The 13,730-nt window shown below is 64.3% G+C and carries 12 protein-coding genes; 6 read left to right on the plus strand and 6 right to left on the minus strand.

What is annotated here, in order from left to right:
- The first annotated feature begins 354 nt into the window (after positions 1 to 354).
- Positions 355 to 2,820, plus strand: a complete 2,466-nt coding sequence (locus B8115_RS10675; protein WP_010627789.1) for a DUF1266 domain-containing protein — start codon at positions 355 to 357, stop codon at positions 2,818 to 2,820.
- Between the two features lie 320 nt (positions 2,821 to 3,140).
- Positions 3,141 to 3,677, plus strand: coding sequence for an NlpC/P60 family protein (locus tag B8115_RS10680; protein WP_010627790.1), 537 nt, complete (start codon positions 3,141 to 3,143; stop codon positions 3,675 to 3,677).
- Between the two features lie 144 nt (positions 3,678 to 3,821).
- Here B8115_RS10680 and B8115_RS10685 read toward each other — a convergent pair whose 3' ends face one another.
- Entirely contained in the window at positions 3,822 to 4,709 is an 888-nt protein-coding gene (locus B8115_RS10685) for a LysR family transcriptional regulator (RefSeq protein WP_010627791.1), read from the minus strand.
- Between the two features lie 133 nt (positions 4,710 to 4,842).
- On the opposite strand from B8115_RS10685, the gene B8115_RS10690 reads away from it, so the two are divergent.
- The gene (locus B8115_RS10690) at positions 4,843 to 6,045 is read left to right on the plus strand and encodes an MFS transporter (RefSeq protein ID WP_010627792.1); all 1,203 of its coding nucleotides are present in this window, start codon (positions 4,843 to 4,845) and stop codon (positions 6,043 to 6,045) included.
- On the opposite strand, the gene msrA is transcribed toward B8115_RS10690, so the two are convergent.
- On the minus strand, positions 6,031 to 6,648 hold the full coding sequence (msrA, locus tag B8115_RS10695) for a peptide-methionine (S)-S-oxide reductase MsrA (protein WP_010627793.1): 618 nt from the start codon (positions 6,646 to 6,648) through the stop codon (positions 6,031 to 6,033). The two genes, B8115_RS10690 and msrA, sit on opposite strands and share 15 nt — an antisense overlap.
- A gap of 106 nt (positions 6,649 to 6,754) precedes the next feature.
- On the opposite strand from msrA, the gene B8115_RS10700 reads away from it, so the two are divergent.
- Positions 6,755 to 8,992, plus strand: a complete 2,238-nt coding sequence (locus B8115_RS10700; RefSeq protein WP_010627794.1) for an FAD-dependent oxidoreductase — start codon at positions 6,755 to 6,757, stop codon at positions 8,990 to 8,992.
- Positions 8,985 to 9,605 (plus strand): CDP-alcohol phosphatidyltransferase family protein, encoded by a 621-nt coding sequence (locus B8115_RS10705; RefSeq protein ID WP_026038044.1) that lies wholly within the window; start codon positions 8,985 to 8,987, stop codon positions 9,603 to 9,605. Before B8115_RS10700 ends, B8115_RS10705 begins: the two co-directional genes overlap by 8 nt.
- A 145-nt stretch (positions 9,606 to 9,750) precedes the next feature.
- On the opposite strand, the gene B8115_RS10710 is transcribed toward B8115_RS10705, so the two are convergent.
- Positions 9,751 to 10,233, minus strand: coding sequence for a peptidylprolyl isomerase (locus B8115_RS10710; RefSeq protein WP_010627796.1), 483 nt, complete (start codon positions 10,231 to 10,233; stop codon positions 9,751 to 9,753).
- 211 nt (positions 10,234 to 10,444) lie between these two features.
- Between B8115_RS10710 and B8115_RS10715 the strand changes: the two genes are divergently transcribed.
- Entirely contained in the window at positions 10,445 to 10,729 is a 285-nt protein-coding gene (locus tag B8115_RS10715) for a hypothetical protein (protein ID WP_010627797.1), read from the plus strand.
- A gap of 104 nt (positions 10,730 to 10,833) precedes the next feature.
- On the opposite strand, the gene B8115_RS10720 is transcribed toward B8115_RS10715, so the two are convergent.
- From B8115_RS10720 to B8115_RS10730, 3 genes are all read right to left on the minus strand, one after another.
- Positions 10,834 to 11,301 (minus strand): glycine zipper 2TM domain-containing protein, encoded by a 468-nt coding sequence (locus B8115_RS10720; protein ID WP_010627798.1) that lies wholly within the window; start codon positions 11,299 to 11,301, stop codon positions 10,834 to 10,836.
- A gap of 256 nt (positions 11,302 to 11,557) precedes the next feature.
- Complete coding sequence (locus B8115_RS10725) at positions 11,558 to 13,153, minus strand: isocitrate lyase (protein ID WP_010627799.1); 1,596 nt, start codon at positions 13,151 to 13,153, stop codon at positions 11,558 to 11,560.
- Between the two features lie 388 nt (positions 13,154 to 13,541).
- The coding region (locus B8115_RS10730) for a GNAT family N-acetyltransferase (protein WP_010627800.1) at positions 13,542 to 13,730 on the minus strand (189 nt) is incomplete at its 5' end.

Raw genomic sequence — 13,730 nt, forward strand, 5'->3', positions numbered from 1 at the left:
CCACGGCGTCGCGCGCGTCGTCTGCGCTCAGGTCGGGCACACTGGCAAGCGTTTCGCCGTTGGCGGGGTTGGTCACGTCGAATCGCCGCTCGGCGTCGCGCCACTGGCCGCCGATGAAGGCCTTGTCGCTGAAGATGTCGGCAGGGAGGGACATGGGAGCTCCAGTGTTGATTATCTTGTCTGCTGAGTGTGCATTATTTAAAACGCATCGCCAAGACCTGGAAGCTTGCGTCATGAGCTTTTTTCCGCGCCAAGGTCATCGGCGCGCGCGGCGCTTTCCGCTACACTAGGCGCCGGTTTCCCGGGAGAGGCGACGCCGCTCCTTCTTATGCTGGTTGAACGTCGAGGTGAGACTTGGTCGATCCCCTTTTCGCCTGGTGGGCTCAGCAGTTGGTCCTGTGCGACTGGGCCTTCGAGCCCGAACCCAACATGATCGATGCCCAAGCGGCCAGCGCCAGGCTGCAGGCACTGGGCGTGGCCGATCGCGGCGAGCTGGGCTGGCGGCTCATCGAAGCCTTCGGCACCGATACGGCCGACCCGGCCCGGCTGCTGGCTGCACTGGAGCTGCTCGCCCTGGCGGGGTCGGCCAAGTGGCTGACCGAGCCACGCCTGCGCGGCTGGTTGATGCGGGTGACCGAGGAGATCGCCAGCCGCTACGACAGCCTCGCGGAATGGCTCGAGGCGCTGCGCCACGCCAAGAGCGCCGAGGGCTGGGTGCGCGGTGACGACGATTTCTGGGAAGCCTGTGAAGCGCTGGCGGCACTCGAGCGCGACGGCGATGGCATCACCTGGGACGCCTTGACCGCGTGGGTGGCCAAACGGCGCAAGGAGCCGCGCCCTTCACTCTGGGCCGACGAGGAACATGCCGGCATCTGGCGTCTGCGGGCGGCCTTCTCTCCGGTGCTGGAGGCTCCACCCGCCGCCATCGACTGGCCCGGCGTGGCGGAATGGATGGAGCGTTACTGGCAGCTCGAGGGTCGCGAAGGGACGATCCAGACCCTGCTGTGGCTGGCGGGATACGGGCACCGGCAGGGCTGGGATCTCGATGCCGCTCGCCTGCTGACGGCCTCGAGTGCCGAACGCCAGGAGTGGCTTGCCGGTCTTGCACCTGGCGAGCGTGACTATGGCAAGGTGTTGCTGGGTTTCATCGAGCACGGTGAGCCGCTCGAGTGGGCCGCCTGGGACTGGCTGCGCATGGTCGATCTGGCCTGGGCCGGCGCCTGTGCCGGCTGGCTGAGCGTCGCCGAGGCCCAGGAGCTGGCCGCGCATGCCGCCGATCTGGTGCTGCGCCGCTACAGCGACTGGTCGGCACTGGCGCGGGCCTACCAGCGCGGCTGCAGTCTGTTCGAAGGGCGCGACCGGTTGGGTGACATGCAGCGCGATTGGGGGTTGCTGTTCAACTCGCCGGTCAGCCCCTGGCGTATGCCGTTGCAACAGTTGATGAGCGAAGCGGAGCGAGAGACATCGCGTGCAGCGATAATGGCCTGGCGGCGCTCACCCAGGCATTGGGTGCTGGCACTGGCCGCGGTACGCGAGCCCGAGTTCGGCATGCGCCAAGGCGTCGCCGCGGCGGTAGCCGCCGAGCGGCGCGGCGATGCGCTGCGCTATCTCGAAGAGACCCTCGGCCTGCACCCCGACGAGGGTGTGCAAGCGCTCACTCGTTACTGGCTGCCGGCACAGGCACATCACCTCAATCAACTGGCCGCCGATGCCGCCCACGGTATTTTGCCCGACACCGAGACGCCGTTCGGTCGGCCCAATTCCGCCGACAGGGCCATGCTCGAAGCGATGAGGCAGGGCAGTCGCCATGCGGCGACCATTCACATGGCCGAGAAGTATGCCTTCTATCTGCAGATGGCCATGGACAGCGAGGCATTCGATTCCCAGGCGCTGGAGACGCTGGCCGAGGCGCTGCGCGGTACTCTGTGCCGCTTCTATCCCGATGCCCGGCGCTTGCTGGAGGCCTGGGCTCAGTGGGAGGCGCTGCTGCCTGAAGGAGAGCATCCGCCGCTGGTGCATGAGATCCGCTGGCACCTGGAGGATCCGGGCAGCCCCTTCCACTGGCTCGACTGGCACTCATCCCAGTGGCAGGAGCCGGGGCCTCGCCCCACGCTGTCGCGCTTCACGTCCATGGCACTGGTAGGGCCGCTCAACAATGCCGCCTGGAGTGAACCGCATGTGGAAAGCGAACGCGAGGCGGTGTCGATTCGGGAGTGGATCGATAGCCATTACGGCCTGCATGGGCGCCGCGAGCTTGCCGAATTTCTGGATTTCCTGCTCGAGGCGGGCGATCGGCAGGAGTATCAGATCAACTACGCCCCTTATACCCTGAATACCCAGCGGTTGGCGTCGGAGATCGCCATGCTGGAGAGCGGCGACTGCAGCGAAGAGGATCGCAACCACCTGTTGCGTCTGCAGCGGGTACGCGACAATACCGATGGCTGCAATGAGCTGGACATGACCGCCTGGGATGTGGCCCAGGCGGTGGATCTGGCCATTGCCGGAAGACAGCTGGGCTGGCTCGACGACGACGCCTTCAGCCAGGTGCTGGATCGGGCCCATGGGCTGGCCGCGGTACACTACGGTAGCTGGACGGCCTATGCCAGCGGGCTCTACGCCGGTTTCTCGTTCTTCATGGGGGAGACCCCCGAGCGGGATGCCTTTCTGGGCAGCTTCCGCCAGGCCCTGGTGGCATGGCTTTCGGGGGCGCCGCCGCTGACCGGTCCCTGGGCGAGCCTGGACTTTCCCGGGGCGAGACCGCGCCATTGGGCGCCTATGCATATCGACACGTTACCGGGCGATGTCAAAACGCTACATTAGGGCTCGCTCTGGTCAGGAAGTGTGGTTTATAGTCAGCAAGTTTATTGAACCGGCTCCCCGCTGAGGGAGCTTGGAAACGGCCAAATCGCGAGCCAGCGCAAGGCCGCTTTGGCAGTGGTACGGGCGACACGTCGCCAAGCACCACTACCACAGCGATCCTCTCGGGCAGTCAGGTAGAGCTTCTTGCTCGACCCGGGCATGCGTGCGGCTCAGGGAAACGAGGACCTCGCAAGATGGTAGCCACGGGATCGAGTCGTATCGCTCTACTCGGTGTATTGTTGGCGTTGTTGTCCGGATGTGCTGGCCCATCGAAAACGTCGTTGGAGGCGCCCGACGACTACTTTGCACGACAGTTGCCCGGCATGTCGTCCTCCTTCAATCCGATGATGTCTCCGGTGGACAATCCCATCCTCCGGGTCAGCAGCCTGCACAACCCGCCGCCCGAGCTGATCCGCGAAGCGCTGCTGGCGCAGCACGAGCGCTGGGCCGGGACCCCTTACCGGATCGGCGGTACCGGTCGCAACGGGATCGACTGCTCGGCGTTGGTGCAGACGATCTTCAGCGAAACCTTCCGCCTGCAGTTGCCGCGCTCTACCGGCGAGCAGGTGCGGCAGGGCACCGAGATCTCCCGCGATGAGCTGCAGGTCGGCGACCTGGTCTTCTTCCGTCCTCCGGGCCGCTACGACCACGTGGGCATCTACGTCGGCGACGGCTACTTCCTACACGCCTCCACGTCCCGGGGCGTGAAGCTCTCGCAGCTGGGCAACAGCTACTGGCAGCGCTATTACTGGCAGGCACGCCGGACCCTGGAACCGACCACGCTGGCACAGCGCGTCACCGAACCGGGCGAAGGCTGAGAAGCATCTCTGCCTACCCCTCAAGAAGCGTCAGTGCGATGGCCAGGCAAGGCAAAAATCGGCAAGAAGGCGGAGTTTACTGGGGTAAATGACAACTTCGCGCCGATTTTTAACGCAGCATGGCCGAGCGCTGGCGCTTCACTCTTACAAGGCGTCGCGGTGAGCGATGACGTACTGTACGAAGGCGCTCTCCGCCCGCGACAGATAGGCGTCCTGCGCCCAGGCCAGTGACAGGTCGAGCCAGGCCGGGTTGGCGAAGGAGACCGCCGCGAGTCCGGGCTCATCCACCACCCGGCGCAGGAAGGTGGTGATGCCGAAGCCCTGACGCACGATGGCCTTGGTCAGAGGTATCAGGTTCGACTGGAAGGCCACGTTAGCCGTGAGCCCTGTCTGGCGCGACAGGGCCTCGACGAACTCGCGATGAAAGTAGCCGTCCTGGAACAGCACCAGCGGCTCCTGAAAGAACTCTTCCGCCGTCACGCTGCGGCGCCTGGCAAAGGCGTGGGTGCGCGGCACGCAGACCACCATCTCTTCACGCGTCAGATGCCGCCGCTCCATGGGCCGGCTCTGCTCGTCGTCGACCACGACGCCCAAGTCCAGCTCGCCCGCGGCAATCATGCGCTGCAGCCGGCGTGCGCCGGCTTCCACCACGGTGAGCCGAATACCGGGATGCTGTGCCTTGAAACCCATCAGCAGCGGCGGGAAGTAGTAGGAGCCGAGCATCGAAGGGATGCCGATACGTACCTCGCCCTTGACCAGACCGTGCAGCTCGCGCATGGCCAAGTGGGTGCTCTCGGCGCGCTCGAGCAGCTCGCGGGCATGGGCGTACAGCTCCTCTCCTTCCGGTGTCAGGGCGATACGACGCTCGTGACGGTGGAACAGGATCAGCTCCAACTGGCGTTCGAGATTGGCGATCGTCTGGCTGATGGCGGACTGTGCCACGTGAAGCTCGCGGGCGGCAGCGCTGAAACCGGCGCGGTCGGCGACGGTGACGAAGACCCGCAGGGCGCGTAGATCGAAGGGCAGGGCCATGGCACTTCCTGATAAGAGCGAGCGTGAGAACGGTGATAAGAATAATAGATGGCTACGATCTTTTTATTCTGTTTGGCTTATCATAAGCCATGGCGGATCATAAGCGCCAAGCTTTCCCACTCAGGAAACCGGCATGATATCCGCGCGTTCCCCCGCTTGGTGGCGTGCCACACTGGCGCTCTGTCTCGGCTCCATTCTGGTGTTCTTCAATCTCTATGCGCCGCAGCCGTTGCTGCCGGATCTGCGCCAGACCTACGGCGTCTCGACCCTGGCCGTGAGCCTGATCATGTCGGTTGCCACGCTGGCCCTGGCGGGGGCGCTGCTGGTGTTCGGCCCTCTGTCCGATGCCATTGGCCGCGGTGGCATCATGCGGGTGACGCTGCTGCTGACCGGGCTCTGTTCGCTGGGCCTGGCCTTCGCGCCCAACTTCGAAACCCTGCTGGCGCTGCGCCTGGTTCAGGGCTTCGTGCTCGGTGGGCTGCCGGCGGTGGCCATTGCCTGGATGGGCGATGAATTCGATCGGCCGGCGCTGATGGCGGCCGTGGGGCTCTACATCGGTGCCAACACCCTGGGGGGCATCGGTGGGCGGCTGATCGGCGGTGGCATCGGCGAGTTCGGCGGTGCCAGTGCCGGTTTTCTGGCGGTGGGGCTGGTGACCCTGGTGGGGGTGGCCCTGTTCTGGAAGCTGCTGCCGGCGCCGCGCCAGTTCAAGCCGCGGCGCTTCGAGCTGCGTGGCGCCCTGGCCGATCTGGGTGGGCATTTGCGTCATCCGCTGCTGCTGGCGGCCTATCTGCTGGGTGGCATCAACTTTCTCATCTTCATCAACCAGTACAGCTACATCACCTTCCGCCTGGCCGATGAGCCGTTCGGGCTCAGCGCCCGCTGGCTGGGGATGATCTTCCTGACCTACCTGGGCGGAACCTTCAGCTCGGCGCTCTCCGGCCGCCTGACACGCCACTTCAGCCAGCCGGCCTGCATGGCGCTGGGCATTCTCATCCTGATGGCCGGGACCCTCATTACCCTGGCCGATTCGCTGCCCTGGATCATCGCCGGCCTGACCGTCAACGCGGTGGGTTTCTTTCTCGCTCACTCCATGGCGTCGAGCTGGGTCAGTCGTCAGGCGGAGCGGGCAAGGGGCAGCGCCTCGGCGCTCTATCTGGTGTTCTACTATCTAGGAGCGAGCCTCGGCAGCCTGTGGCTGGAGCCGTTCTGGCAGCGTGGCGGCTGGTTCGGCGTGGCGATCGGCTCCTGGCTGCTGCTCAGCCTGACGTTCGCCATCGCGCTGTGGCTATGGCGCGGCGAGCGAGGCTTCGAGCGCCTGTCAGCGCTGCGCTAGGCCGCCGGCCTCGTCGCCCCATACCTGCTCCAGGCGGCGTTCGCGCCCGCAGGCCGCCTTGTAGTAGTTGTAGCGCACCGGATTCTTGCGATAGTAGTCCTGGTGATACTCCTCGGCAGGGTAGAAGACCTCGAAGGGGGAGATCTCGGTGGCGATGTCACGCTCGAAGCGCACGGCGAGTTCGTCGCGGGTGGCCTCGGCCAGCTCGCGCTCCGACTCGTTGGCGTAGAAGATCGCGCTGCGATAGGCCTCGCCCACGTCGCAGAACTGACGGTCGACGGCAAATGGATCGATGTTGCGCCAGAACACGTGCAGCAGCGTGGCGTAGTCGACCGCCTCGGGGTCGTACTCCACCAGGACCACCTCGGCATGGCCAGTGTTGCCGGCCACCACCTGCTGGTAGCTGGGGTTCTCGACGTGCCCGCCGCTGAAGCCGGAAGTCGTGGCGGTCACGCCCTCTACCTTGTCGAAGGCCTCCTCGACGCACCAGAAGCAGCCGCCGCCGAATACGGCGGTGGCGGTCTCACTGCTGGCCATGCCCTTTGCCCAGGGCAGCGCCAACAGCACCACGCCAGCCAGGGCCAGGCTTCGTATCCCGATCATGACGGTTCGCCTCTTGTGGTTCGTATCGTTGTGTAAGGTTGGAAGCTGTCAAGCGACCGAGGTTCCGGATAACCTTGTTTAAAGACACTGCCTCGGGAGCCACCCTGTGACGCGTCGCCGTCTAGCACTCTTGTTCGTACTTCTCTCCCTCGTGGCGCTTTTCTTCCTGAGCGGTGCCAACGAACTGCTGACCCTGGCCAACCTGCAAGCCGAGCAGGCCCGTTTCCAGGCTTGGCTGGCCGAAGAGCCGATCATGGTCGTGGGTGGCTTCTTCATACTTTACGTGCTCATGGCCGCGCTGTCGCTGCCCGGGGCAACGCTGCTGACGGTGTTAGGCGGGGCGCTGTTCGGGTTCGGTTGGGGGCTGCTGATCATCTCCTTCGCCAGCACCCTGGGCGCCACGCTGGCGGCGCTGATCGCCCGTACCCTGGCCCGGGCGCCGTTGGAGAGGCGCTTTGCTCCGCAGCTCGAGCGCATCAATGCGGGCATTCGGCGTGAGGGCGCCTTCTACCTCTTCACCCTGCGCCTGATTCCGCTGTTTCCCTTCTTCGTCATCAACCTGGTGGTGGGGCTCACCCGCATGCGACTGTGGACCTTCTACTGGGTCAGCCAACTGGGCATGCTGCCGGGTACGGCCGTGTTCGTGAATGCCGGGCGCGAGCTTGGCAATCTGCAGTCGCTCTCCGACATCCTCTCGCCCGGCCTGATCGGCTCGTTCGTGCTGATCGGCCTGTTCCCCTGGCTGGCGCGGGGCCTAGTGGCCATCGTCAAACGTCGTCGGCTGGCGCTACGCCATTCGCGCCCGACACGCTTCGACTACGATATCGTGGTGATCGGCGGCGGCTCTGCGGGGCTTGTGGCGAGCTATATCGCGGCGGCGGTGAAGGCCAGGGTGGCGCTGGTGGAGCGCGACCGCCTGGGAGGCGATTGCCTGAATACCGGCTGCGTGCCGTCCAAGGCGCTGATACGTGCGGCACGGGTTGCGGTGGAGGTGCGTGAGGCCGGCCGCTACGGTATCCAGGCTGGCGAACCTCGTGTCGACTTCGGCGCCGTGATGGCGCACGTGCGGCGTGCCATACGTGACGTGGAGCCCCATGACAGCCGCGAGCGCTACGAGGGCCTCGGGGTCGAGGTGCTGGCGGGGGAGGCGAGGCTCGACGACCCCTGGCGCGTGCGGGTCAGCGGAGTCGATGGCGAGCGCGTGCTGACCACCCGACACGTGATCGTGGCCAGCGGGGCGAGACCCAGGGTGCCGCCGCTGCCCGGTCTCGAGGCCATCGAGGTGCTGACCTCGGACAATCTGTGGCAGCTCGAGACCCTTCCCGAGCGTTTGGTGGTGCTGGGCGGGGGCCCCATCGGCTGTGAGCTGGGACAGAGCTTCGCCCGCCTGGGCAGCCGGGTGAGCCTGGTCGAGATGGGGTCCCAACTGCTGCCGCGGGAGGATATCGATGCCGCCGACCTGCTGCGCCAGCGCCTCGTGAGCGAGGGTATCGAGCTATGGCTCGACACCCGGGCGCTGCGTGTCGAACCGGGAACGGAAGCCGATGGCGCTCATGTGCTGGAGGTGGAGCGTCGTCTCGCCTCGGGAGTGGTCGAGGTGCACCGGCTGCCGTTCGATCGCCTGTTGGTGGCGGTGGGGCGCCAGGCCAACGTGAGCGGCCTCGGGCTCGAGGCGCTGGGGGTGGAGACCCGTTCCGATGGCACCCTGGCGGTGGACGAGACCCTGCAGTCGGTGCTGCCCAACGTATGGGCCTGCGGTGACGTGGCCGGGCCGTTCCAACTGACCCATGCCAGTGCCCACCAGGCCTGGCACGCTACAGTGAATGCGCTGTTCGGTGAGCTCAAGCGTTTCCGGGTCAGCTACCGGGCGCTGCCGGCGGTGACCTACACCGAACCCGAGGTAGCCCGGGTTGGCCTCAGCGAGCGCGAGGCGCGCCGCCAGGGCGTCGAGTTCGAAGTCACGCGCTATTCCCTCGCCGAGCTGGACCGGGCCATTACCGAGGGGCGTACCGAAGGATTCGTCAAGGTGCTGACGGTGCCGGGCCGGGATCGCATTCTCGGTGCCAGCGTGGTGGGGCAGGGGGCCGGCGAGCTACTGGCCGAGTTCACCCTGGCGATGACCCACGGTATCGGGCTGAACAAGCTGCTGGGCACGGTTCATCCGTATCCCACCTGGTCCGAGGCGGCCAAGGCCACGGCCGGCATATGGAAGAATGCGCACAAGCCCGAGCGGCTGCTGCACTGGTTGGCGCGCTACTTCGCCTGGCGGCGAGGGGAAGGCCGGAGTGCGGTGGCCGAGTCGTCATCGCCAACGTCGTCTGAGAGGAGGAGCAAGGGTGCTTGACCGCTGGACCATGCCGTTGGCGCAGCCCCCGTTGCAGGTCGTGGCAAGAGGGCTTCAGCGCATGAGCGTCCGCCCCGATCAGGTGACGCTGGTGTCGTTCGGCATCGGCATGCTCAGCCTGCCGATGCTGGCGTGGGAGCTCTATCTGGCCGCCCTGGCCGCGATCTTGGTCAATCGAATCGGAGACGGCGTGGATGGCGCCCTGGCACGGCTCACGGGCAAGACGAGCGATGCCGGGGGCTTTCTCGACATCGGCCTCGACTTCGTCTTCTATGCCGCCGTGGTGCTGGGGTTCGCCCTGGCCGATCCAGCGGCCAATGCGCTGGCAGCCGCCTTCCTGCTGTTTGCCTTCATCGGTACCGGAACGTCGTTTCTGGCCTTTGCCATCATGGCTACCCGGTACGGGCTCGAGCGGCCGCACTTTCAGCGCAAGGCGTTCTACTATCTGCATGGCTTGACCGAGGGAACGGAAACCATTCTGGCTTTCGTGCTCTTCTGTCTATGGCCCCAGCATTTCGCTCTGCTGGCCACGCTGTTTGCCGTGGCGTGCCTGATCACCACCGCCACGCGGCTGTGGGGCGGCTACCGGACCTTACGGCGACTCGAAGAGTGATGGTGCTTTCAGAGTGGTGGTACTTGGAGAGTGGCGGTGGGCGCGCTGCGCAGGCCAATGCAAGAGCAGGCGTGGGTAGAAAGACAAAGAGGGCAGCCCGGGGCTGCCCTCTTTGGGATGGTTCGTTCGAACGCGAAGCGCTGCTTCAGTGCTCGACGCCACCTTCGCCATGCACATGACCGTGCTCGATCTCTTCCTGGCTGGCTTCACGTACGTTGGCGATCTCGACGTCGAAGTTGAGCTTCTGGCCGGCCAGCGGGTGATTGCCGTCGACAGTGACGGTATCGCCTTCCACCTTGGTGACGGTGACCATCAGCGGGCCGCCTTGAGTCTGGGCCTGGAACTGCATACCCGGCTCGACGGCCTCGACGCCCTGGAAGGCGTCACGCGGCACTTCCTGCACCAGCTGCGGCTGCACCTCGCCGTAACCCTCCTCGGGGGAGACGGTCACATTGAGTTTTTCGCCAGCTTCACGCCCTTCCAGCTGCTTCTCCAGGCCGGGAATGATGTTGCCGGCGCCGTGGAGATAAGTCAGCGGCTGACGACCTTCCGAGCTGTCCAGCACTTCACCTGCATCGTTGGTCAGGGTGTAGTGAAACGCGACGACTGAATTCTGCGCAATCTGCATTGATGAACCTTTCGGTGAGTGCATGTAGGAACCATGGTAACGCGCGAGGCCGGAGCTGTCAGGGGGGATGCGGTTTTTTCAGCTTTGGCCGGCTCGACCTGAGTTCCGTTCACGCTCTTATGTCGAGTTGCGCGGCATGAGCCTCGCGGCTACCCTAGCGTGACCCAAAATTTCCGTCCCATTTCTATCAACCTTGATTGGAGCCGTGCCCATGACCGAAATCGTGATCTGGCTGATTGCCTTTGCCCTTATTCTGTTCTTCAGCATCAAGCTGTGGGAGGCGACCGTCAGCGCTGCTTTGAACAAGGTGGTGCCACGTGTCATCAAGAGCGATGACGGCAACCGTTGGGTGTGGAGCGTGGCACTTGCCGTACTGGGGGCCACCACGCTGGTGCGTCCCATCGACATGCTGCTGACCCTGATCGTGATCGCTCTGCTGGGCTTTATCGCCTGGAAGCTGGTGTGTTGGGCTATGGGCCGGGCCAACTTCCACTAATTTCTCATCGAACGCAACGAGCCCGCGGCGATGCCGCGGGCTCGTTGCGTTTTACGTTGAGAAAGGGCGTTGAGAAAGAACCTTGGACTGGCTGTCTCGAGCTGTCAGTAGGGGGCTACGGTGACATTGGCGCCGCTGCCGATCATGCGCACCCGCTGGCCGACCTGGAACGGGCGGTCGGCTTTCTGCACGATCACCACGTTCTGACCGTCGTCGCGGCGGATCTCCATTTCCCAGGCGCGAACACGGTTGGTCGACTCTTCGATGGCGCTACCCGCCACGGCGCCACCGATCACGCCGGCTGCGGTAGCCAGCTGCCGACCGGAACCACCGCCCACCTGACGACCGAGCAGGCCACCGACCACGGCACCACCGCCGGTGCCGATGATCCCGCCCGCGCGGCTGTCGGCCTGAATCTGCACTTGGCGCAGTGCGGTGATGTTGCCGAACGTCACGGTCTGGGAAGTCCCGGCCTGGGTGCCGCGGTAGACATCGCCGCCCATGGTCGAGGTGTTGGCACAGCCGGCCAGGGTCAGCATGCCGAGAGCCAGCACGGGAAGAAGACGCTTCATGTACACCTCCTGAGGGCAAGCCGATGTCACTTTGGGGATCGTCTTTGCCATTGTTTAGAGAAACACTGTTTGCTAACTGGCTAGCTTAGCCATTCATGTTGCATTTGACCATAGCCCAATGCTGCAAGTGCCGCTCACAGCAGCAGAAAAAGGGGTAAATATTGTGCAAGTGCAGGCGGCTCGCCGGATGGCGCAACGAAAAAAGGGAGGCGCGAGGCCTCCCAAGGGTTCCAGTCGTTCTACCGCAGCGCCATGCTCAGCCAAACTGGTTCATGGTGTTGTCCTTGCCGCCGGCCTTGAGTGCCGCCTCGCCGTGGAAGAACTCCTTGTGGTCGTCGCCGATGTTGGAGCCGGCCATGTCCTGATGCTTGACCGTGGCGATGCCCTCGCGGATCTCGCGGCGCTGTACGCCCGCCACGTAGGCCAGCATGCCCTCGGCGCCGAAGTAGCCCTTGGCCAGGTTGTCGGTGGACAGGGCGGCGGTGTGGTAGGTCGGCAGCGTGATCAGGTGGTGGAAGATGCCGGCTTCGCGGGCAGCGTCGCGCTGGAAGTTGCGGGTCCACTCGTCGGCCAGCTTGCCAAGCTCGGTGTCGTCGTACTCGGCGCTCATCAGGTTGGCGCGGTCGTAGGCCGAGACATCCTTGCCTTCCTTCTCCCAGGCATCGAATACCTGCTGACGGAAGTTGAGCGTCCAGTTGAAGGAGGGCGAATTGTTGTAGACCAGCTTGGCGTCCGGCACCACTTGGCGGATGCGGTTGACCATGTTGGCAATCTGACCGACGTGGGGCTTCTCGGTCTCGATCCACAGCAGGTCGGCGCCGTTCTGCAGGCTGGTGATACAGTCGAGCACCACGCGGTCTTCACCGGTACCGGGCTTGAACTGATAGAGGCCGGAAGCCAGACGCTTGACCTTGACCAGCTTGCCGTTCTGCTTGATCACCACGTCGCCGTTGTCGATGTCGGAAGCCGAGGTGATTTCGTCGCCATCGAGGAAGCTGTTGTACTGGTCGCCCAGGTCGCCCGGCTCCTTGGTCACGGCGATCTTCTGGGTCAGGCCGGCGCCCAGAGAGTCGGTACGGGCGACGATCACGCCGTCGTCCACGCCCAGCTCGAGGAAGGCGTAGCGCACGGCATTGATCTTGGCCAGGAAGTCTTCGTGGGGCACGGTGACCTTGCCGTCCTGGTGGCCGCACTGCTTCTCGTCGGAGACCTGGTTCTCGAGCTGAATACAGCAGGCGCCCGCTTCGATCATCTGCTTGGCCAGCAGGTAAGTGGCCTCGGCGTTACCAAAACCGGCATCGATGTCGGCAATGATCGGCACCACGTGGGTCTCGTGATTGTCGATCTTGGCGATCAATTCTTCGGCTTTCGCCTTGTCGCCTGCCTTCTGGGCTTCTTCCAGGTCGCGGAACAGGTGGTTCAGTTCCCAGGCATCGGCTTGACGCAGGAAGGTATAGAGTTCTTCGATCAGGCTCGAAACGGAGGTCTTCTCGTGCATGGACTGGTCGGGCAGCGGGCCGAACTCGGAGCGCAAGGCGGCGACCATCCAGCCGGAGAGGTAGAGGTAGCGACGCTTGGTGGTGCCGAAGTGCTTCTTGATCGAAATCAGCTTCTGCTGGCCGATGAAACCGTGCCAGCAGCCCAGCGACTGGGTGTACTGGGAGCTGTCGGCATCGTAGGCGGCCATGTCTTCGCGCATGATCTTGGCAGTGTACTTGGCAATGTCCAGACCGGTCTTGAAGCGGTTCTGGGCACGCATGCGGGCGGCATTCTCGGGGCTGATGCTGGCCCACTTGCCTTGCTGGGCTTCACGCAGTTGAGCCAGTGCCTTGATGTCGTCTTTGTATGACATGTTGCCATCCTTCCGATCTGAGGTGGGGTCTTCGGCGTCGATTGCCATGCGGCGGCGCTCGCTGCCTCGTCAGTTGGCGGCATTCGACCGGGCTGTCCGGCCTATGCTGCACCTGCGAAGTCATGTCAGAGTCAACCAGAACGTCCTGCTTGTCTCTACGGCGTTGGTCGAACTCAGCTGAACGTTAAGACGCTTACTGTTTTCGACACATTGCAAACGTTATCGAACGATCGTTTTAACTTCGCCTTGGTATCACTATGCCGCATGAAGACTGAGCTTCACAATCATCACTTGGGGGCAGGGAGGGTTGTAGTTCGACTACAAGAGCATGGCTTTACGCCTGAATCCTGTAGTCGAATTTCGCCTTTTCCAATGTGGAGGAGGGGGTTTAGTCGATCAGGGAAAGGCGCATGTTGCGGTGCGGTATGCCGGCGTCGAGGAAAACTTCGCCATAGGCTGTGAAGCCGAGGTTTTCATAGAAGGCGAGGGCGTGAGTCTGGGCGGCCAGTTCGACCTGGGCGTGGCCCAGGCGGCGGGCCGAGGCGATGGCGGCCTGCATCAGCGCCGCGCCGATACC

The organism is Halomonas sp. KM-1 (assembly GCF_000246875.1).
In the GTDB taxonomy this organism is placed as follows: domain Bacteria; phylum Pseudomonadota; class Gammaproteobacteria; order Pseudomonadales; family Halomonadaceae; genus Halomonas; species Halomonas aerodenitrificans.

Coding starts and splice junctions, on each gene's coding strand:
- B8115_RS10685 (WP_010627791.1), bottom strand. CDS start 4,709: ATGGCCCTGCCCTTCGATCTACGCGCCCTGCGGGTCTTCGTCACCGTC.
- B8115_RS10690 (WP_010627792.1), top strand. CDS start 4,843: ATGATATCCGCGCGTTCCCCCGCTTGGTGGCGTGCCACACTGGCGCTC.
- msrA (WP_010627793.1), bottom strand. CDS start 6,648: ATGATCGGGATACGAAGCCTGGCCCTGGCTGGCGTGGTGCTGTTGGCG.
- B8115_RS10710 (WP_010627796.1), bottom strand. CDS start 10,233: ATGCAGATTGCGCAGAATTCAGTCGTCGCGTTTCACTACACCCTGACC.
- B8115_RS10715 (WP_010627797.1), top strand. CDS start 10,445: ATGACCGAAATCGTGATCTGGCTGATTGCCTTTGCCCTTATTCTGTTC.
- B8115_RS10720 (WP_010627798.1), bottom strand. CDS start 11,301: ATGAAGCGTCTTCTTCCCGTGCTGGCTCTCGGCATGCTGACCCTGGCC.
- B8115_RS10725 (WP_010627799.1), bottom strand. CDS start 13,153: ATGTCATACAAAGACGACATCAAGGCACTGGCTCAACTGCGTGAAGCC.